At 35.5% G+C, this 21,761-nt stretch carries 20 protein-coding genes; 7 read left to right on the top strand and 13 right to left on the bottom strand.

The genetic code is table 11. From position 1 onward, the window contains the following. Window positions 1–952 precede the first annotated feature (952 nt). Window positions 953–2,419, bottom strand: coding sequence for an alpha/beta fold hydrolase (locus ESU54_RS09120; protein ID WP_111844325.1), 1,467 nt, complete (start codon window positions 2,417–2,419; stop codon window positions 953–955). Between the two features lie 1,334 nt (window positions 2,420–3,753). Between ESU54_RS09120 and ESU54_RS09125 the strand changes: the two genes are divergently transcribed. The 6 genes from ESU54_RS09125 to ESU54_RS09150 all read left to right on the top strand — a co-directional run bounded on the left by ESU54_RS09125 (window position 3,754) and on the right by ESU54_RS09150 (window position 8,200). Then, on the top strand, window positions 3,754–4,107 hold the full coding sequence (locus ESU54_RS09125) for a single-stranded DNA-binding protein (protein WP_111844326.1): 354 nt from the start codon (window positions 3,754–3,756) through the stop codon (window positions 4,105–4,107). 79 nt (window positions 4,108–4,186) lie between these two features. Continuing rightward, on the top strand, window positions 4,187–4,567 hold the full coding sequence (locus ESU54_RS09130; protein WP_111844327.1) for a DUF6876 family protein: 381 nt from the start codon (window positions 4,187–4,189) through the stop codon (window positions 4,565–4,567). 20 nt (window positions 4,568–4,587) lie between these two features. Further along, window positions 4,588–4,785, top strand: coding sequence for a hypothetical protein (locus tag ESU54_RS09135; protein WP_146848107.1), 198 nt, complete (start codon window positions 4,588–4,590; stop codon window positions 4,783–4,785). Between the two features lie 393 nt (window positions 4,786–5,178). Then, the gene (locus tag ESU54_RS09140; protein ID WP_111844329.1) at window positions 5,179–5,565 is read left to right on the top strand and encodes a BfmA/BtgA family mobilization protein; all 387 of its coding nucleotides are present in this window, start codon (window positions 5,179–5,181) and stop codon (window positions 5,563–5,565) included. A 12-nt stretch (window positions 5,566–5,577) separates the two neighbouring features. Next, window positions 5,578–6,606, top strand: a complete 1,029-nt coding sequence (gene mobB, locus ESU54_RS09145; RefSeq protein ID WP_111844330.1) for a MobB family relaxase — start codon at window positions 5,578–5,580, stop codon at window positions 6,604–6,606. A 10-nt stretch (window positions 6,607–6,616) separates the two neighbouring features. Beyond that, window positions 6,617–8,200, top strand: a complete 1,584-nt coding sequence (locus ESU54_RS09150; RefSeq protein ID WP_111844331.1) for a type IV secretory system conjugative DNA transfer family protein — start codon at window positions 6,617–6,619, stop codon at window positions 8,198–8,200. A gap of 20 nt (window positions 8,201–8,220) precedes the next feature. On the opposite strand, the gene ESU54_RS09155 is transcribed toward ESU54_RS09150, so the two are convergent. The 3 genes from ESU54_RS09155 to ESU54_RS18075 form a co-directional block, all read right to left on the bottom strand. Further along, window positions 8,221–9,786, bottom strand: a complete 1,566-nt coding sequence (locus tag ESU54_RS09155) for a UvrD-helicase domain-containing protein (protein ID WP_111844332.1) — start codon at window positions 9,784–9,786, stop codon at window positions 8,221–8,223. A gap of 1 nt (window position 9,787) precedes the next feature. Next, the gene (locus ESU54_RS09160; protein WP_111844333.1) at window positions 9,788–11,674 is read right to left on the bottom strand and encodes an ATP-dependent nuclease; all 1,887 of its coding nucleotides are present in this window, start codon (window positions 11,672–11,674) and stop codon (window positions 9,788–9,790) included. Between the two features lie 69 nt (window positions 11,675–11,743). After that, window positions 11,744–12,931 (bottom strand): hypothetical protein, encoded by a 1,188-nt coding sequence (locus ESU54_RS18075; protein WP_235004570.1) that lies wholly within the window; start codon window positions 12,929–12,931, stop codon window positions 11,744–11,746. 152 nt (window positions 12,932–13,083) lie between these two features. Between ESU54_RS18075 and ESU54_RS09170 the strand changes: the two genes are divergently transcribed. Further along, window positions 13,084–14,466, top strand: a complete 1,383-nt coding sequence (locus ESU54_RS09170; protein WP_111844334.1) for an RNA-binding domain-containing protein — start codon at window positions 13,084–13,086, stop codon at window positions 14,464–14,466. Window positions 14,467–14,490: 24 nt separating this feature from the next. On the opposite strand, the gene ESU54_RS09175 is transcribed toward ESU54_RS09170, so the two are convergent. The 9 genes from ESU54_RS09175 to ESU54_RS09215 are packed head-to-tail and all read right to left on the bottom strand — an operon-like array spanning window position 14,491 to window position 21,659. Next, window positions 14,491–14,853, bottom strand: a complete 363-nt coding sequence (locus tag ESU54_RS09175; protein ID WP_111844335.1) for a DUF4878 domain-containing protein — start codon at window positions 14,851–14,853, stop codon at window positions 14,491–14,493. 7 nt (window positions 14,854–14,860) lie between these two features. Continuing rightward, complete coding sequence (locus ESU54_RS09180) at window positions 14,861–15,694, bottom strand: DUF4138 domain-containing protein (RefSeq protein ID WP_111844336.1); 834 nt, start codon at window positions 15,692–15,694, stop codon at window positions 14,861–14,863. Continuing rightward, a complete protein-coding gene (gene traM / locus ESU54_RS09185) occupies window positions 15,691–16,614 on the bottom strand; it encodes a conjugative transposon protein TraM (protein ID WP_111844337.1) in 924 nt (307 codons plus the stop codon). The genes ESU54_RS09180 and traM overlap by 4 nt, the downstream gene beginning before the upstream one ends. Further along, entirely contained in the window at window positions 16,604–17,218 is a 615-nt protein-coding gene (locus ESU54_RS09190) for a conjugal transfer protein TraK (RefSeq protein WP_111844338.1), read from the bottom strand. Before ESU54_RS09190 ends, traM begins: the two co-directional genes overlap by 11 nt. 16 nt (window positions 17,219–17,234) lie before the next feature. Continuing rightward, window positions 17,235–18,077 carry a hypothetical protein gene (locus ESU54_RS09195; RefSeq protein WP_111844339.1) on the bottom strand — a complete coding sequence of 281 codons (843 nt, stop codon included), beginning with the start codon at window positions 18,075–18,077 and terminating at the stop codon, window positions 17,235–17,237. Window position 18,078: 1 nt separating this feature from the next. Further along, window positions 18,079–18,693: a type IV secretion system protein gene (locus ESU54_RS09200; RefSeq protein WP_235004571.1), complete on the bottom strand. Its 615-nt coding sequence runs from the start codon at window positions 18,691–18,693 to the stop codon at window positions 18,079–18,081. An 11-nt stretch (window positions 18,694–18,704) separates the two neighbouring features. Further along, window positions 18,705–21,101 carry a TraG family conjugative transposon ATPase gene (locus ESU54_RS09205; protein WP_111844341.1) on the bottom strand — a complete coding sequence of 799 codons (2,397 nt, stop codon included), beginning with the start codon at window positions 21,099–21,101 and terminating at the stop codon, window positions 18,705–18,707. After that, complete coding sequence (locus ESU54_RS09210; RefSeq protein ID WP_111844342.1) at window positions 21,088–21,372, bottom strand: hypothetical protein; 285 nt, start codon at window positions 21,370–21,372, stop codon at window positions 21,088–21,090. Before ESU54_RS09210 ends, ESU54_RS09205 begins: the two co-directional genes overlap by 14 nt. Further along, window positions 21,372–21,659 carry a hypothetical protein gene (locus tag ESU54_RS09215; RefSeq protein ID WP_111844343.1) on the bottom strand — a complete coding sequence of 96 codons (288 nt, stop codon included), beginning with the start codon at window positions 21,657–21,659 and terminating at the stop codon, window positions 21,372–21,374. The genes ESU54_RS09210 and ESU54_RS09215 overlap by 1 nt, the downstream gene beginning before the upstream one ends. Window positions 21,660–21,761 lie beyond the last annotated feature (102 nt).

Here is a 21,761-nt window from a genome sequence, read left to right on the forward strand (position 1 = left end):
ATTCCACTGACCCGATCCGCTACGCCGGAACGGAACGCCCCATTCCAATCCGAAATTGTGAACGGAGTCCGCCCGTTCAGAACTTATTTTTTTCTTTTGTTACCCTTCTCTGGATTTAGAAATTCACATACGCCCTTTAGAAACCTACCGTAGCGCCACTGTCCCTGCCTTTTTTGGTAAGCAAAATACCATCATTTGGAAGTTGAATGGAATGCATAACTGGTCGTATCCTTCGACCAGGCTCAGGGCGGGCCTCCCTTTTATAAGTCCTTGTCAATTCCAAATATTGAAAAATGTATCAGTTACAAGAAAGGATAATAGCGACGGTCTTTAGATTTGTTCTATAGATTAAATCTATTATGATGATGAGATTGAAAAGAAGGGGCTATTTTAATGGGCAACGAACCCTAACATTTAATATTCTGCTATCAATAAAAGTGGAAAATAAAACGCTCTGGATATAATAAGTCAATCGTTTTAATTGGAACAGAAATCAATCTTCAAGACTTTAACTATTCTGTGAGTAAAAAAAATAATACTACTAAAAATTTAAAATGACTAACTATAGATTTCAAGTATTTGAATAGTACAAATTTTATTGACCTACCTTTCTCATAAGCTTGCAAATCTTTGGTAATAAAAAACTACAAAATAGCCGTTATAGTTTAATTGTTTAACATTAAGTGCATTTTTGTAATTAGCACCTGAACTTCCTAGTGAAAACAAGATCATTTATTTATTGGGAATTTCCAAATATTTCTATTTATAACAAAGTATCATTAACAGAAATAGAGGGCAAAATTGAGTCTTGGTCACCTTTTTGAATACTAAAGCTCCTGGTTCATGTGGGTTAAATTTTCAGTACAAGATAGTATGCCAAACACAAATAATAGTGTTATCTTTAATGGAGAAGTTCTTAATTTCATATTTTTAAACTGAGGTTTTTTTAAATTTACATTAACAATCCCATTATGAAAATTTGGGATTTACTAAATTTCATTATAGGCTTAAAATCTATTGAAGCAGGTGTGGTTATAGAATCTTTGTTAATTATACCATTATCAAAATAATCAGATAAAAAATTCGGGGTCATCATCGTTTTAATGAAAATATCAGAATGCGACATATTTTTCAGAATAATTTGATGTCCATTTTTTAGATATGGCATCAACTCATCTCTTGCATTGTCTGATGGTGTAGAAACATCAAGGTCACCACTTATTATCAAAGTTTCTGCTGAAGTTTCTCTACATTTTCTATATTCTTCAGGTATTGTTTTGATTTGCCAAGCACTTGAAACTCCCCAATATAATTTGGAAATGTTTCCCCCTAAAATTGTATTATCTCCTTGAAGTTTTTTTCTGTAATTTGTTCCTTCTACAAAATCTGCATTAACTGCTTTCGATGATATTTCGCCAAATACAATTTCAGAGCTTGCCATATCCACCATTTTTTGCATTAAATATAAATAGCTGTAGTCGTAATTATTTGCCGCTCTATTATAGGCCTCAAAAACAAGACCTGCCATATCTTTTGAAAAAAGGGAAGTAAAGGTTCCAACTTTAATTTTGTCAGCATCTAGTTTGAAAACCGACCACCTTTTAGGCATATTATCAAAGGATTTTTTCATAATTTCTTTAATAGAACCTTTGTAGTCAACTTCATCTTGATTTTTATATAAACTATCGTACTTGTTAAGAATACTTTCTGTTTTTTCGGGATTCCAAATAAAATGCCCAGGAGGATTTGCTCCAATCATTACTGTTCTATTGATAACTTCGGGAAATTTATAACTATATAATAACGCAACTCTTGTACCATAGCTCACTGACAATAGGTTTATCTTTTTATAGCCTTGATGTTTTCTAACAATTTCTAAATCCTCAATAACATCAAGCATTGTGTAATTATTTAAGTCAATATTTTGTTCTTTAAGTTGCGCTTGATATTCTTTTATTTTCTCTTCAACATTATTCAATGATTGCTCACTTAACAATTGATTGTGTTTGCCTTTTAATGCCTTATTTACTTTTTTTGACTTTAAAATAGTCGAACCGTCAACTCCTCTATAACCAATACAAACTAAATCGTGATTAGCTAATAGTTTTGAAGGGTTGGCGGATATTATTTTACTTTCTAAAAGAATATTGGATGCTCCTGGACCTCCATCTAACCAAAAAATAGGTTCAGTCGGATTTTTGCTTGAGGATTTTACAATAAATACAGGTAATTGAATTTTTTTTGAATTTAGGCTTTTATAATCTTCTGGAACTTCAATAGTGCCTCTAAATGTTGAATAATTTGTATTTTCAATTACAATATCTTCACTAGATAAAATTTCTATTTGTTTTTTTTCTTGTGCTAATATAATAATTGAGGTAAATAGCCCTATGGCTAAAAGAATTGTTGATTTTCCCATTGTCTTAAATGTTTTTACAAAGATTCATCAAACAAAAACAATTAATCGACCTTGCGTGAAAGTAGGGACTTATTGTAATTTTTGAACATTGAAAATCAATAATTTAAAATAACACGGAATTTGTAAAATTAAGAAATATGTCTTTTGTTTAACTCATTTAATTATTCGATTGTGTCTGATTCGTTGCTTTTTTATGTATTTATTAAATGAAAATTTTTGAATTGAAGCCACATCCAATATCATGACCGTTGACTGATTGAATTTGAAATGCTCCAGCAATTTCAAATTAGTATCGAGGTGTCCCGGTTTTAAAGTTCGAACCATTATCTAGGCCACCTCCCCATACTTAAGATTCAGCATAATTTATAAATGAATAGCCTACACTTAAAGTTATTACTACGGACAACCATTTTACCAAAATGAAAGTCTAAAAAAATAGAACTTAAATTAAGTGTTAGATGAAGAATTCAATAAAAAACAATTCTAATTGTATTATATCATTATTTGTTTATCTTTTTTAATGATTTGTACTTTAAAGTCATTTGAAAAGGGTTATTTGATTTAACCGATAAAACTGGATTTCTTCACATTCTAACCTATAGAGCACTGGTATACTTCTTTTTTTGGAACACTTCTAATAAGTGGAAATTAGGTTTCTTTGAAAGTTTAGATCCACACTATACCAATTAATATTTCGGGTTAAATCCTACAAACTTATAATATACAGAATTTATATCCCGTTCAGCACTTTCCCCTGCATTCCGCGAAAAGCTGCATTACGGGAAAAGAGCTTCTCTACAAAAAGTCTTGAACACCGTCCCAATTTCCGCTTTCCATTCCACTGACCCGATCCGCTGCGCCGGAACGGGAGCTCCATTCCCAAGCAGAAATTGTGAACGGAGTCCGCCCGTTCGGAATTCACATTTTTGCGTTTGTTCCCACTTCCCTTGATTTAGTATTTCACATACGTCCTTTAGAAACCTCCCGAGCCGCCACTGTCCCTACCTTTTTTTGACGGCAAAATACCAACATTTGGAAGTTAAACGGACTGCATAACCGGTCGCGGGCTCCCTTTTATAAGTCCTTATTAATTCCAAATATTGAAAATGTATCAGCAACAAAAAAAGGTAACAGCGACGGCCTATGGGAAGTAAATCTAAAACGAAAATTATGGAATCTTACGAAATCAATAAAAGGGAAGCGGGAACAAAGTTAAAAAAACAAAAAAAGGAAAACGCTCTGGATATAATAAGTAAATCACTGTAAAAAAAATATAACCGCAAACTATCCGAAGGGTTCGGATGGTATTTTAATTAATCCTTAATTTTTCAATCATGAGTACACTAAAAAACAAAGTACAGTTGATCGGGAACGTGGGCAATGCCCCCGAAACCAAGACCCTAGAGAGTGGCAAGAAAGTCGCAAACTTTTCACTTGCAACCAATGAATTTTATAAAAATTTAGAAGGTGAAAAAGTGCAGAACACCCAATGGCACACTATTGTTGCCTGGGGCAAGATTGCCGAAATCGTAGAGAAATACGTAGGCAAAGGAAAGGAAGTTGCCATAGCCGGTAAATTGACCTCCCGTTCCTATGAGACCGAAGCAGGAGAGAAACGATATGTTACCGAAGTGGTAGCAGATGAAATCCTTTTGCTTGGAACCAAGGACAACGGAAACGCTGAATAACAGCGGTAAAATGTAAGAGGGCGTTCGCGACCAAACCAACGCCCTCTTATTCATTATTAACTTCTAAAAAAATTAAACAATGAAAGCACAAGTTAACGAAATAAAACAGGGATTGCAACATTTCCATGGTTCTGAAATGTTCTATCAAATCCCATTATTAAGAACACGTTTTACGGACGGACTGAAATATCTTTCAGAAGTTGCAGATTGTTTTTGGCTGATAACAGATACTTCAGTGATTGCAAAAAGTCTGATGAACCGAAGTGAATTTGTAACCATCGACTTTAAAAGATTGTCCGAGGAAAAACAGGATTTTACTGGTTACGAAGCGGAAATTATCTACACAGATGGCAACGATACCATTTTGGAAAAGCACGGTTATCGAGCAACCGATTTTCCACTGGATGAACTGCGGTTATTTTTTGTAAATGATACACTTATGTTACCGAGCGAATATTAAGAAATCCCAAAACAAATGTTATGATTTATCTTAATTATTCCAATCTGAACGAGGAAACCCAAACGCAGCTTTTGAAAAATTCCAAAGAGGAAATACAAGAGCGGTTTGGGGATGATATCCGAAATTATGCTGAAAAGCACAATATTGATTTTGAAAGGATGCTCGATGAGGAAGCACAGCGAAATCTTTACAGCTATGATTTTGTATTCAATATTTAACATTTAAAACCAAAATCCAAAGACCTCTGAATTTTCAGGGGTCTTTTATTTTTATAAAATTCCAGTGAAATATCCGCAATGGAATTGATTGTTTGATACCAATAATTCGAGTTGTCAAAGTAGGATATCACAAAGTTTTTGAATCGGTTTCGGAAATGAAATTGGAACTATAATTTTCTATGGAAAAGTTCGAAAATTTTGTCCGCGCGCGAAAAAATTGGAGAAGCAAGAGGGTAACACGCTGCGCGATGTTAGAATTCCAATTTAATTTATAAATAATTGATTTGTAGCTCATTATATTCTCATAGGAATTTGATAAAGTTGGAACGGTAATTATTTTTCACGAAAAAAATTTTCCGCGCCAACAAAACCAACAAAATTTTCACGAAAAAAATGGACAGAGGATATGAAAGGGAACGGTTTGAAAGCTTAAGCATTAAACGATCGGTGGCCAAAAAATTTAAGAAGTACTGTAAGACAATATCCAGATCACAGTCGATGACGCTCCTGCTAATGTTGGACTTTTTTCGGGACAATGGCATTTCGCCTGAGGAGTCCCTGGGCCCAAATCTGATGGCATCTGAATTGCGGATAATGAAAAGAATAAATGCTGTGATAGCAATTATGAGGGATATGGAAAAAACACAGACCAAACCAACCGCCGCGATGATACTTTCCCTTTTCGAGGAATCAGCACCAAATGAAAAGCCCCTCATTTTGGAAAAGAAATCTACGGAAGTAAAACCTTTGAAATACACGGAACGACAGGATGAAAATTAAAATTTATTAGTAATGTATATAACAATAACACCCCAGAAGTTGGGAGATAACTATTCACAAAGTGCAGCTGATTTTGTGGAATATCTGGAAAAGGAAAATTTAAGTGTGGAAAATGAAAATGAGGAATTCTTTTTCAATCAATATGAGGATAAAATAGGAGCGGAGGAGGTGGTCGAGGAAATTGATGGCAACACCGCGAAACTCAAAAAAATTGAACCAAAATTTTATTCCATTACGGTCAGCCCCTCAAAATACGAAATAAAAAATCTGCAAAATAGTAGCGAGGATTTAAGAAAATATACACGGGAAATTATGAAGGATTATGTGGCCTCCTTCAACCGGGAAATAAACGGCAAGGCTATAACCATAGATAATATAAAATACTATGCAAAAACTGAACACCAACGCACCTTCAAGGGAGCGGATATCCAGATTCGGGAGAACCAACCCTTTGCAACTAAAATTCTAAAACTTGAAAAGGAGATACGGACAATCAAGAGCGGAGAGAAGGAGGGGAGCACCAAAGCTCTGGAAAGTGAAATAAGGAAATTGGAAAGGGAAGCTCCCCATCAGCAGAATGGAAAACGTATAGTCAGGGGAATGCAAAAGGAAGGTAACCAAAGCCATATCCACATCATCGTAAGTCGAAAGGATGCCTCAAATTCAGTAAGCCTTTCCCCAGGGAGCAAATACAAATCTTCCGAAGTAATTATGAACGGTAAGCTGATAAAACGCGGCTTTGACCGGGATCAATTTTTTGCCAAAGCGGAGAAAACTTTTGATAGCAACTTTGGCTACAAGCGAAATTATGTGGAAACCTATCACGCGAGAAAGGAATTTATAAAAAATCCAAATTTCTACTTTTCCGCATTGTTGCAACTGCCAACAAATGAAAAGGCGATTGCCTTTAAACTGATACGGGAATCCGGATTGCCAGTCCAGAGCATTCCAACAAACTCGGCGCAATTGGCACTGAAAGTTTTTAACAGACTGAGACGGGGAGTGGACATTGCAGTCAAATCCAGCTCAATAGGAATTTAATTTTTAAATGATGGAATTTAATGACCCCATAAATATTATTACCATCATCGCTCTGGCTGGGTTTATTTTCTATGGAATCTTTCGATTGACAAAATATGGATTTTGGCTAAACCTGATTTTACTCTTTTCGTTGCTGTATTTTATAACCGATGCAATTGGTTGGAAAACTTCACTACTATATTTTGTATGTCCCATATTGCTGATGAACACCATATTGTATGTTTTTTTTCAAAAAGATGACCATACTATTAAAGACAGTTCGAAATACAAAGTTCACTTTAGATTGAACATCGGTAGTTTCAAAATCCAAAATATAAGAAGGGGTGCTTCGATAATTGGTGCAGCGGGTAGCGGTAAAACGGAAAGCGTAGTCTATGGATTTCTGAAACATTTTAAAAAATATTCTTTCTGTGGGGTAATACACGACTATAAGGATTTTGAGATAACCGAAATGGCATATCCACTTTTTAGGGAGTCCGATGTCCCTTTTTATATAATATCGTTTGATAAAATAATACATCGCGTAAATCCCATTGCTCCAAGATATATCGAAAATGAGGAAAGCGTTAATGAGCTCTCCAGGGTCATTATTGAAAACCTTTTGGAACATAGGGAATCTGGCACCACTGGAAGTACAAAATTCTTTAATGATGCCGCAGAGGGATTGATCGGTGGTCTTATTTGGAGACTCCGAACATCCTATCCGCAATACTGCACATTGCCACATCTTATTGCAATCTACCAATATCTTGACACAGAAAGCTTGGTAGCTTTTTTAAGTACAAATACTACTTCGCGCGCAATGGCTGATGCGTTTATTAGTGGCAAGGACTCCGAGAGGCAAACGGCAGCGGTAAAGAGTACGTTGGCAAATGCCCTAAAACGTATCAGCACCCAACATATCTTTATGGCACTTTCTGCAGATGAGGTTCCCCTGAATATAAATAACCGAAGTAATCCAGCCGTTATTTCTGTAGTGAACAATCCAAAATTTGAAACTGCCTATTCCCCTGTAATCGCAACAATAATCCATACCATTACCAAGCAGATGAGTGTGCGGAATTCCCTTCCGTCATTTTTAATGATGGAAGAAGCTCCGACCATACGTTTATTGAATATGCACCGCATCCCAGCAACATTGAGGAGTTATGACATCGCAACTATCTATGTGATGCAGGATAAGATACAGAATGATATGATGTACGGGGAGAAGGCAAGCAAGGCCATATTGAGCAACCTTTCCTATCAGTTTTTCGGGAAGGTCAATGATCCTGACACCGCGAAATATTATGAGCGTTTCTTCGAGATCATCAAAATGCCCACGCACAGTATCAGCAAAAGTAGCGGCCTGAGTTTTGAAAGCCGGGTTACTAAAGGGGAAAAGGAGGTGTCCAAACGTAGGGCGGATGTTTTCTTTCGTCTCAAACAGGGACAATTTGTGGCTTTTGCGGATGGGAAGGATAGAAAAGTGCAGTTCAAATTACAGAAGATTCAGAGAAGCCTGCCAAATGGGACAAAGGAGTATTCTAAGGTAGATTTGGAAGCTAATTTTGAGAGGATTTATGATGAAGCGAAGTCGATATTTGATAATTAAGTGATGACAGAAAAAATCAATTATAACAACTCAGGAAATTTTAAAGTTGGGGTATCTATTTCAACACCTAAATCATTTAACTTTTGTTTTGTGCTATTTGAAATGGGCTCTAAGCAAGCAATACACAATACCTTTCTTGCTCTACTAAAAGCTACATAGCCTAACCTGGGATAGTCACTTGTTGCCCTATCTGAATGTCCGTCTCTGGTTTCAGTATTTGACTCTAACCAAAGGTTAAGCTCAACTTCATTTTTTGCTACTGCAAGAACAGCATCTAATTCAAGTCCTTTAAACCTATGAATATTTGAAACCATTATAGCTTCAGTATCAGTATTAGAAACAATAATTTGACGCAGGTTATCAATTTTGAAAGGAAGATCATTTTTTATAACAAGGTCGAATGTGTCTTTAATAAAAGAGGCGAATGAATTTTCATTAGTTATAATTTCTGTGCGTATTGCTCTTATTATCTGAACAGCCATTATCCTTAAATCAAATGGTGTTAATCCTTGTTCTTCACAAAATGCACTTTGGTTAGTTCCCAAAGATGATAATAATGTGTCTTTAATTTCAGAAACTGCAGAAATTTTAGCAGATTTATCTGGTGTAAGAACATTCCCATTCAATGCAGCAACTGCCTTTTTTACTACATCTTTTTTTTTTGCTATTATTCCTCGTTCCTTGTAAGGAATTTTGTTGCTATCGCATCTTTTAAAGAATTCTGGTAACATTGCAGTTATATTTTGGGTAGCACTTATAAACTTAACAGGCACACCAGAAATTTCGCTATGACAATATTGTTCAAATGTATTGGCTTCACAAATCCTTTGACTAAAATTATTTAAGAAAGTCACTATGGTCTTTACAGAGCGCCTGTTAGTTTTATTCAGCGTAGTTTCGTACTGATTCATCCTTGAAGCCCTAAGAATGGGGATGTTTTGAAAGTTCTTAATTGATGAGTCAAAACTTTGAATGTATTGTTCTGGGTCGCCAACACAATATATAGTTGTCTTCTTTTCTTTTCTTAGAGACTCTATAATTCCAAACATTTTATTCCCAGTATCTTGAAATTCATCAACATACAAGTATTGGATTCTATTCGCTAGAATTTCTTTAAGTCTTTTATTTTCGAGAGATTTCTCAGCTAAATTTAATGTTTGGTCGTAGGTTATGTATCCGTCTTTATTTAGGGATGTGGTTAATCTGCTTTTAATATAATTTTTAGCCTTAAAATCGGGTGTTTCGCCAGTATTTTTGAACATCCTGTTTAGAACATCGTCTGTTCCACATTGAATGAAAAGCTTTTCACCATTAATGTCATTATTATTTAAGCTCGAATAAGGTATTACAATGAAACGATTTAAAAACGAATGAATAGTACCAATAAACAAATTTGGCGGTATAGCTATTTTTTTTCCAAGACGTTCCTTTATATTTTTTGTAGCTGAGTTAGTATAAGTAACAACCACCATATAGCGGTGTCGTTCTAAGTGTTTTAGTGCTTGGATTATTTCATCTACCATTCCGTGCGTTTTTCCAGCACCAGGACCTGCAATTACAATTTTTGGTTTACCCACATTTATCATATCACTTACATATTAAAGGGTCTAAAAAACTAATACCATCTTCAATATATTTTGGGATGTTAAAACCTGTATGTTCAGCAGTTAGTGACAATGATAGTTGCAAAGCAAATTCACTTTTATAATCTTCAATCAAAGAAAAGTAGTTTTCGACATTAATATCATCTGTGCCCAAATCATCTACATATTTTTCCCCAGCATTTGGTCGTACTATTTTAAGTGTCCCACAGAGTATTTTTTTACCTTCTTTACTTTTATTGCAGTCTATTAAATCTTTTTCAAAAGTAGATAGTTCCGAAATTTGGACATTTATTTTATCTACACCATCATATTTGTTTTTGAGTTCTTCAGCTCTATCTTCGGATTTAGTTCCAATATCGCTATCCGTAAGAACTAAGCATTTCGTATGAAAACCATTTACAACTATCTGCAAAAAATTCTTGAACGCAAGCCCGTTGACATTGACAATAGCGCAAGCAGATTGGTCAACAGTTTCGCCTGTCTTAATTTTATAGAATATAGGAAAGAGAAGCTTTTCAGAGATTCCTTCTACCAAAGCTAATCGTCTTGAATAAAACAAATTAATGTTTTCACTATCGAGATATTTTTTGAGATAATTTATCTGTCTTTTTTCTTCAGCAGTTGTTCCAAAACCATCTAAAATATAATGAGCCTGAACATTGCCATTTTTAAAATGCAGGACAACGGTATTTTCAAAATCAATTTTGGTAGTGATATGATTCGAATGTGAAGTGAGAATTAGCTGTATGTCTTTTCTATACGTTCCATCCTCTTCTTTAATGAGTCCTTCTAGATTTGAGGCTAAATGATTTTGCAGATTTGCGTGAAGATGGGCTTCCGGCTCTTCAAGCCCCACTATTCTAAAAAAAGTGGACTGCATACGCTCTGGGTCCTCTATGAATGATAACATTAATGAAATGAATAAAAGGTTATTTCGTCCAGTTCCATTACGTTCAATTTTTATAGGGTTATCATTATAAATTAAACTTAGCTTTCTTAACAAATCGGCTACGTTGGGAAGAGAGAAAATAAGGTCAACAACGTTATTAGATGTTTCTGTGCTCAACGAAATTTTATCCAGTTGTTCCGAAATACGATTTTTTATCCCTGAAATAGCATCATTATCTTCAATAGCCCTTTGAAGACCCACTAACTGTTTCTTCAAATCTTGATACTCAGTTTCTTCATTTGCATTTAATACCCTAAATAATAAGCCATTATTTCTACTAGCTGAAAGTTCTGATTTCGCATCTCTTAGGGCGTCCAGTAACTCAAATTTTAGTTGATTTAAATGATAAGCGTTTGCTAAGCTTTCGTTTTGATTTCCACCGTGTATGCGGTAGTGATATTTTGAAATTGGAAAATTTATAAGATTCAATATCTCGCTTTCCGGTATTTTTTTAAATTCTTCAGTTCCTAATTCCTCTTCGTAATCCTTAAGAAACTGTCTTTGTTGTGTGATTTCTTCAACTTTGTCAAAAGACGATATTGGAGCGAATGTATAGGTAAGTGTAGCTTCAGTAAAATCAGAATTGCTCATCCAATCTGTTATTACAGCTTCTTGTTTTAAATTCCAGTCTTTAAGAGTGGCCTTTATTACAATTTTGGGGTATAATATATCTTGTGGTGGAATGGAAGTATTTAAGATTGACTTCTTAAGTTCCAAGATAGTGTTGTAATTAAAATCCGAAATTTCAAGTATACGCCTTTTGAAAAAAGATACATCTTGGCTGAATATTAAACCTAATGAATCTAACAGGTTGGATTTTCCGATATTATTTTCCCCAATAATTTGAGTAACGGGTTTTAGTTTTACATTAAAATTGGTAAAGTTTCTATAATTGGAAATTTCAAGTTGGGATACATACATATTATAAGCAAATGATTTTTAGCTTATAAATTTAACAAAGTTTTTCCTGCTTTTATGATTGCGGGACTACTAAAGTCCAAATCCTTTAAAATCTTCCTTCCTGTAAGCTTTACTATTTGAGATAGTTGGTTTTTTAAAATAGCCTAATTCGTCTTGTACTTCTTTGGCGCGTGTAATAAATTTTTCACTCATTTCTGGAATGTAGTGAGAACAAATATCATAAACATCTCGTCCATCACCATTGTTGCCAAATGCTATACCAATGACCCAATCAACAGTTGGATTGTCCATTCTTGCTACTATACATCTTAACTCTAATTCTTTTTCTTTGCCTTCCCAGTTCAAGGATGTTAATGGCATAAAAACATAACAATGTTTTGCATCTTTCAGAGGCCTTAACATTCGGGCACTTGATTTTCTTTGAATAGCATTATCTAAAATGCCGCCTAATTCTATTCTGTTTATACGAGATTCTTGATTGATAACTCGAATAGCTTCCTCTAATTCGTTTCTGCGTTCGTCTGTTGTTTCTTCGGAAATATGGTAGTCGTGCAATTGAGCAATCATATAATCCCAAATTTTACTTTGAGGTAAAAGTTTTTGCCATTCTACATATTCTTCGGATTCTACGTAAGATTCCCATAAGCCACCATCTGATACTATTGAATCAACTTTTTTATCAATATCAAGACCAGTCTGAATGTAGAAAGCAAGAAAATCAGATTCTTTGGGCATTGAAAAGTATTTTCCTTTTAGAAATTGCACTTTGTCAGTAAGGTATCTTGTAAAATCTGTTATAGTGTCTAATTCGGTTAAAAGTATAGAGGTTGTTTCCTCATCAAAAACGTGTATGTAGCCTTGACCAAAATTCCCATATGGTAAAGGGAATGTGTTGTCACTTCCAAATGCAATAGAAATCCTAAATATTATCCTGTTGTTTTTAGGTGGAAGAGAAATCTTATTTGTTCTATTTTTCGAATATACTTCATCTACAGTTTTAAGAAAGCGCTCTGCACCATAAATTTGCTTTGCTGAATCTTCAACTGCTTTTTTCAACCAACGCTCGTATTGAACTTTTTTATCAGTATGGCTAGACACCCTAATATCCTTTACCGATATGATTAAAATATAATTGCCAAACACAACTAAAACATCACACAATTCTTTATTCTTTTTGCCTATTGGATTGGGGAAATTCCAAAAAGGAAGAAACGATTTTTGGCAAAGTTCTGCAACGTACTGTTCAGATGGTGTCATAAAAAAAATTGGATATCAAGTTTTTTTTCACAAAGAAAGAATAAAATATGATTTACAAATTTAAAAATACCCGACACTTTATCTCAGAAAGCAGAATCTATTTTCACAACTTAATATCAGTATCTTTACTGCCTGATTTTATTATTTAATTAATGACCGAAACCAATCGCTTAGAATATAAAAGAGAACTTTCCGAAGGACTTGAAAAAGAGGTTGTCGCTTTTTTGAACTATCGTGAAGGTGGCATTCTATTTATTGGCATAGATAAAAATGGAAACACATACGGATTGACAGATTCTGATGGAGACCAACTAAAACTAAAAGACAGATTAAAAAATAATATTCGTCCCTCTGCAATGGGGCTATTTGATATTGTTAGTGAAGTTAGGGATGGAATGGACATCCTCAAAGTCATTGTCGCCAGTGGCCCGGAAAAACCATATCATCTCAAAAAATATGGGATGAGTGAAAAAGGTTGTTTTATTCGTTTAGGTTCAGCCGCAGAACCTATGCCACAAAAGATGATTGATGAGCTTTTTGCCAGACGCACCCGTAATTCCATAAGCAAAATCAAGGCAAATAGACAAGATTTAACTTTCAGTCAATTAAAAATATATTATCAAGAATCAGGTTATAGTCTTGGGAATACTTTTGCTAAAAATCTGGAACTTCTTACTGAAGACGGTTTATATAATTATGCTGCCTATTTATTGGCTGACAAAAATAATACATCTTTAAAAGTTGCTAAATATTCAGGTACAACTCGTGCGGATTTAATAGAAAGCAACGAATATGGTCACGAAAGTTTGGTAAAAGCGACCAAACAAGTTATTGATAAAATTGCGGTAGAGAATAAAACCAATACTAAAATCACATCCAAAGAACGACAACAGAACAATCTTTGGAATCCGATTGCCCTGCGTGAAGCCATCATCAATGCGTTTGTCCACAATGATTATACAAATGAAATTCCCCCAAAATTTGAAATCTTTTCAGACCGAATTGAGATTACATCTGCTGGTGGATTGCCGGAAGGTTTGAGCAAACAAGAATTTTTTGAAGGCTTTTCTGTTCCTCGGAATAAAGAACTGATGCGTATTTTTAAGGATTTAGAATTGGTGGAACAGTTGGGTTCTGGTATTCCACGTATTTTAGAACACTATGGAAAAGAGAGTTTTAGCTTTAGTGAAAACTTTCTTCGAATGACATTGGTTACTAATAAAACTGCTGTTAATGTTGCTGATAAAGATGATACTACTAATGATAATGAAAAAGGTGGTGTAATAGGTGGTGTAATAGGTAGTGAAATAGGTGGTGCAATTGAAGAAAGTACTAAACTTACTAAAAGACAAAAAGAAGTTTTAAAACTTATAGTAGCAAATGAAGCTATAACTTATAACGAGATAGCTGAAGAATTAGGTATTAACGAATCTGCTGTAGGAAAACATATTAATTCCATTAAACATAAAGGTTTTTTAGAAAGGAAGGAAGGTACAAGAGGATATTGGCAAGTTAATTTAAAGGGTGAAAATTAACTTACACCCTTATGGGATAGTGCTTTAAAAAGGTGATTTCTCCTTCAATCCCTTCTCCGCAACCTTCCACATTCCATCATTTTTGACAAGCTTAAAAGTCTCCGGCTTCTCTTCATAAGAAGTAGAGAATTGAACCCAAGCAACATCCCCATCAACTTTTTCCTGTAAAACCTTAAAGTTGGATTTTCCAGAAGTTTCGGCGGTCATTATATCCTGTATGGATAAGAAAGCCTCATAGCTTTCAGGAGTAGTGTATTCTTTTAATTTCTGATTGTCTTTACTATAGAAACTTTCCACAACAACTTTAGATGTTTCAGTAGGGGACAGGTTTTGTTGAGAGCAAGCTGCACCAACAAGAAGCAGAAGTATTAACGCTAAATTTTTCATATCAGTTTCAATTTGGGTTATTGATATATTTATTGGATACTTTCATTTTTATATTTCGCTCTCCATTTTTTTCATTCAATTCCAAAACAATCATTTTGTCATTGCTTAATGAAAACTTGGGAAGAACATAAACCATTCTTTTTATTTCTTTCTCGCCAACTTTGGTCGGCACATTATACTTGAAATTTGGATGCTGTGAAATTCGCTGTATTGACTTCTTTTTCCCCTGTTTTCTGGTTTGTGTCGAAATATCCAAGAAATTCAGGTCATAGTCCAACGAAGACTTGTTTTCAATTTTGATTACGAAATATAGCTCCTCCTTGTCAAAAACAATGTTTTCCAAACTTAGAACAATACCGTTTTTACGTTTTTGAATGTTCCCAATATGTTGTTTCCTTGTCAACAGAAAAGAACAAAACCTTTCGTAGTAAAATGTTTTGTCCGTGAACAGATTGGCAACATTAGTAGAATCGGAACTCTCTGTAAATCTTGGCTGCTCAAATCCAATGTTTTCCGATTGGGGAATAAAATAATTCAGCTTTTCCAGTTGCTCCTTATAGCTTATGATGTATGTAAAAATTGAGCCATTGGAATTGATAATTAAAAGATTGCTTGGCTTTCCGGGCTTTGCCTGGAGCAGCCCAAAGTATTGTTCCTTTTCGCGATTATAGGTAAATACGAAATTATCGGAACCTACTATTCCCTGGCGAACTGGGTTGGGAAAAAACAGGGAAACGTTCTTTTGATCGTTTGCAAAAATAGTATCCATTGGGGTTATATTTTGTGCTTCTAACAAGATGCTGGCAAGAAATAAACTTGCAAATAAAATTGAATTTTTCATAACGTTGGTTTTAGTATTAGTTTGTAATTATTGGTGACGGTGACCTTGACGGTTCTATAGTTTTTACGAAATATTTTCTGGACTCCGCTTATCTCCGGCACCCCATTAATATTGATATCCCCAACTATATCATCTACCACCTCCCGAGTAGCATCTGACCGGAAACTGTTCTCCACATATATCCCTTCGCTTCCGTCCTGAAGGTCGAATGCCTTTAACTTGACCGGACGGTGATTAATGTTCTCAATTTCAATCAAAGCACGGTTCGGTTTGAAACTTATGAAACCAAAAACGGGTGTATTTTCGGGAACTTTAACTCCATTTATTACTGCCGCCTTTAGTAAGCGCATTCGCAAGCGATAATTGATTTTCACTACTTGGTTTCCGTCCACTTCCACAAATATTTCCGAATCGGTATTTGCGATGCCTAATTTGGGATTAGCCATTGGATCGGAAGCAAAAAATAATTGATGTTCCACTCCAAGTTCTTTTAGAGCAATAGCCTCATCTTTTTCATTCGTTAGGGAATCCTCGTCCACTTTTGGTTTTCTTCGATACCGTTCTGGTACCACATAAGTATCTTTTGAATAGTTGATTTTGTTGTGCTTGTAGATGCTATCAACAATTCTGACTTTCTCTTTGTCCATAAAATCAGGATCATAGAAACCCAAGGAATCTATTTTCTTTTCATCGTAAATACTGGGGGCATTGGTTTCCCTAATTTCCTTTAGAGCATCTATTGCTTCCAGTTTACTTTTGTACTCTTTCTGGTTTTCGTCCAGTTCTGGCACGGCGGTTTGTGTTATGTTTTCGCTATCGGTTTCGTCGCTAGACATAACCGTAATCGAGTATGTGATTATAAAAATCAACACTACCGCGAGGACAGAACCGAATACTATTTTGTTCTTTTCAATTTTCATTTGTCAGCTTTTTAAGGGATTTTTCAAAATAATTGGTAATCAAAAGTCCATGTGTGTTCTTGGGGAAGTTTCTGTCCACAACAATCAAATTGCCAGTGGAAATCAATTCATATCTGTCCACAACGGTCCCACGGTTGATTTCAAATATTGTAGTGGATTGGAATGTGTATGAATTGCTTTGAAGATCCAGTTGTGATTCAATGCTCAGTACTTTCTGGACAAGTGAATATTGGAGCAATCTATTGTATACCCCATCCGCCTTTTTTTGTCGGTACAGATTATCGACAGAACTGTTTCCCAACCACAAAGCTTTTTCTAAATTCTTCTCATAATTGCTGGCGTCTATATTGTAGAAATAGGTGTGAAAAAGATCAAGGTGTGCCAAGGCCTCTACTTTTAGATTTTCCTTTTGCGCTACCCATTTTAAGGGAATAACAGACCCATCGGTATTAACGGCGAAGGTGTTGTTCAAGGCCTTGTTATTAATGCTAAAAACAGACCATATGGCGATACCACTTGAAAGAAAGGAGAAGGCCAAAACGGCAATTACAATGAATCGATTTGTCTTAAGTACAGTGTATATATTTTTATAAGGTGTTTTCATAATTTATACATCCGCATTATGCGGTAAAAAGTCTTAGCGTGAATGAAGTGGCCCGTTTATAAAGTTTGAACTTTAGGAATACGATAAATCCTATGGAGCCCAATTCTACGACAGGTGCAAAGAATCGGCTTCCTACATCGGTCCCGAAAAGATTTACCCAGAAATTGGTGTTTATTTCAGTATAGATCGCATTAATAAAAACATTCACCAAAAAGAAAGCGGGCACCAACATATAAACAGCGGCATATAATTTAAAAAAGGTATAGGCAAGTGAACGGAATTTTTCAAAAACCGCCAAGCTGATAACAAGTGGAAAGAACGCACGCATTATTCCCAAGAGAAAGAACCGTTCTGCCAAGAACAATGGATAGATAAACAGATCCAATATCCAAAGAAATAGGCTTATGATAAAGGCAAAAATCTTAAATCCATATAATGGTGTTACCAGAGCATCATACAATAGCGCCATTGCTTTCTGAAACATATCCAGTGCGCCAACCTCCTCTTCCAGTGGCATATCCTGCATTTGGAGCGGGAGCAGGGCTGGAGCTGTGCTTCGATACTGGGATTCAATGGCGACCAATATGCCATCAAAGAATCCCAAGACCTGTGTTGAAAAAATAACGAGGATAACAACCACAAAATTTTTGATAAGCTCCCCAGGGCTAAGCCCCCATGTATAACCATCCTTATCTACCGCGCCCTCATTGTACTTTTTGAGAATATTGATCAAAAAGAACAGTACTGCGAGCGTTTTCATGCCACCAATGGTGTATTGGGAAAACTCGCTGTTCTGTATGGTCTGGTATATGGTGTCAATATATTCCAGACCTATTCCCAATGAGATTGCGGCGGTCATTTTAGTATCCTATTTCTCGGTTATTTACCTTATCCTGCATTTTTCTAAAAGAAATAATATCCCGATAGCGTTCGGTCTTTTTTTCGATTTCGGCCACCATCTCCTTTGTCTGAAGTTCTTTGTCCTTTAAGATCGAAGCTCTTTCCGCATCGGTCATTTTCATATAATCGCTGGAAAGTATTTGATCTATATAGTCCAGATTGTTTAGGGAGGTGTCGATGATAGAATTGAAGGAACTCGAAATACGTGTGATCTCATCGGGTTTTATATACGGGGAATTAAGAATATCCCTTAACTCCTCATTTACAATGTCAATCAACCGTTGATTGTCCCGATTGATCTCCTGTACGGCTTTTAACTGTTTGACCACATCGTTCACCTTTTCAAAATTTTCTTTCTGTGTTTTTAAAAAATTTACGGTCTTCATAAGATTGGAAGTCTGTTTTCCAGATTCAATCAGCTGTTTTACAAAACTTAGAAAGCTGGTGTTGTCATAAACTGGAATTCCTTGGGCTTTAATATTCATTGTGAATAGTAAGGCAGTTGCGAGTAATAAAAATTTTGTTTTACTCATCGCTAAAAATTTGTTTCGGTTTTCGTGAATCTTCGATTTCATAATATTTGTTTTTAAGATGTATATTCAGTGATTGCTTTTTCCATATTTTGATGCTTTTCGTAAAGCTTCATTATTTCTTCATTTTCCGCTCCATCAGTTAGATATGCGGCATAAACTTTTTTGGGTACTTCCAATCGGAAGATGTTGCTTTCCTTTCCTATCTTGATAAACATTTCGGTGTACTTTCTTGGCCCGGATAGGTTATTCTTGATTGATTTTAGTTGGTTCAGATCGTGACTTGAGAGGTTGAGCCTTTTCTGCAATTCGTCATATCCCTTTTCATTATGGAGACTGTAAATGACCTGTGTATTCTCCAAAATACTTGCTGATGTTGAATTGTTGGGAAGTTGGTTTATGGACTGAAGAATGATCCCAATGGCGCCGTTCTGTTTTCTTATGGCTTGGTAATAGAATTCAACACTTTCCAACACATTCTCGAACTTGAGCTGTTTTGCAAACTCATCGAACAAAATGATTCCTTTTTCAGCACGGTTTTTCCAAATGGTTCTTTGGATGGCAGATTTAATGAGCTTCAACATCACGGAAAGGATTTCTTTATTGTCCTTTACTTCATCCAGCTCAAAAACAATCAACCTTTTGTCCTCAATTTTATAGGTCTGGTCCTCGCTTACCTCAAAAAGGAAACTGTAGATACCGTCACCCACATATTCCGACATTATGTGGAGGAAGTTCGTGGTATTGAAATAATCGGTATGGATCTTTAATTTATCCAGAAGCGAATCCTGATTGGTTTCAATGAAGTCATAGAAACTGCTAAGTGAGTGATCGGACTTGGTTTGCTTATAATAGTATCTAAGTATTTTCTTGACCGAAACAGATTGTGCCTTCGTCACTTTTAGATCGGACGCGAACAGTTCAAAAAGAAATACAGAAAGATCTTCCAGACGTTCGGGAGTCAAATCTTTAACATCACTTATATAAAAAGGATTAATCCCGAGGTTCTTTCCACTCTCATAACGCAGCACTGTATACTGTTCTGGATAAAGTTTCGCGAATTTGGTATAGGAACCTCCCAAATCAATAATTACAAGTCTAACTCCACTCTCGAAATATTGCCGAAGAATATTGTTTGCCAAAAAGGATTTTCCTTCGCCGGTTGGGGCGAAGATTGCAAAGTTTCTGGCCTTTATGCGTTTCTTTTTATCGTCCCATACATCTTTCAAAACAGGAATATTATGTTCTCTGTCATTGAAAATTACACCCGTGGCATCCGATTTATAATTGGTGTTATTGACCAGTAGGCACAAGGCGTGTTTTAAATCCGTAACGTAAAGATCATCATTGGAAAAATTTGAAGAAAAACAGCAATAGCTGTTGAGAATATAATTTTTACGTTCCTCGCCACGCGGATAATAGGGGATGATATCCAGATCCTTAAATTCGGTCTTTATTTTGGAACTGATTTTCTCAAGGTTTTTTAAATCCTTATCCCAATAAATAATATTAAGATGGCCTCGAATTACACGGGCATTGTCATCGGAGTTTATTTGGTCCTGAATATATAGGATTTTCTTTAGGACTACTTTATTCTGTGATCCGAAATTGGAGCTTTTGTTGAGTTCCTCAATTTTCTTGTCGAGGATCTTACGCCATTTCTGTTTGTCATCCAAATAGATTATTTGATTGACGATATGATTTTCATTGAGCGTAAGACCTAGTCCATCGATAAAACCTTGGTGGAAAACAAAATCGTCCGAAGTAAAGTGTTCATTGGTCTTGCTGCTCTGCACATTTTCCCCAAAGCACAGTTCGCTATTTATGGATAGTACATCAAAATAATTCTCTCCAATATTCAATTCCTTTTTTTCGAGGATGATATCCGTATCAAACCCCTCATTGAAACCGTTAAAATAACCATTTGTCAAACTTTGAATTTCCTTTGAATTCAAGGGAGTGAACTCGATTTTTCTACTGTTGTTTATAAAAGAAACGGAATCGTTGACCGCCCCAAGAAAACTGTGAATGGTATCGTCCATTTCCGGAACAACTGTTTTTGTAACCTTTTTGAAGGGATTTATATATTTTGCATTGTTGAGCGCCTTGCTTTTGGTCAGAATAAAGAATAGATAGCAATTGTGCTCCATATATTCCCGTCCCTTGAAATGATTGTGTGTGGCTTTTTCAAGAAAGGTTTTGTTCGGTAGATTTTCTGACGTAAAACTCCTTTTTAGATAGACATCCTGTTTGTGAACCACGCATCCAGTCGGTAAGGATTTTATCGCCTGGAACCAAGCTCCATGAATATCCTCGAAATCTTTTTCTGATAAGGAATATATCTCGGGAAGATTGCCGGAATAGCAAATAACCACATTGCCATTATTGGCAAAGACGACATTATCCTGAATATCCACGATTGGGTGATATGCGGCTACGTTAATCTTCTTCATAATTGAAAAGTGTTGGTTTTTTGTTGCTGATTATCTGTGGAAAGGGTTTTGAGAAATGAAACAATTGCGGATTGTTTGTAATTCTAATGAGTGCTATAAATAGGCCCACATTCAAAATGATAACCCCTATAATAATCCCAAAGCTGAATGAGAAAATGATAATTAAAAGTGATGCGATTACCGAAATCATCATTAGGGCAAACAGGGAGATGGGCAGCCCAAAAATGACCGCCCGTTTCCGAATGTTTTTATATGGTTCGTACTGTTTCATTACACCACGATGCCAATTAAATAAGTAAAGATTCCTACCACGGCTCCCGCGATCAGTACGAATACCAAAACCCGTGTAATTCCTTTTTTTAGATCTGCATTCTCGCCGAAGAAATGTCCGGCATTGAAAAGAAAACCAACGAGAAAGATTACCCCAAGAATAATAGGAAAGACGGTTCGAATGGTGTCGGAAACATCCTGTACGGAATCCTCGATTCCACCGATCTGTGCGAAGCCATTTGTGAATGAAAACAAAAGAGCTGTTAAAATGAAAATAGACCTTTTCATAACTGTGCGTTTTTATAAACCTAGAATAGGTTGGTTATTGAAATTTTACGAAATCTATTATGAAAAGAAGGGAGAGGAAGAAATTCCTTAAACTTTAACGTG

Source organism: Aequorivita antarctica (assembly GCF_007997155.1).
GTDB classification, from domain to species: Bacteria; Bacteroidota; Bacteroidia; order Flavobacteriales; family Flavobacteriaceae; genus Aequorivita; species Aequorivita antarctica.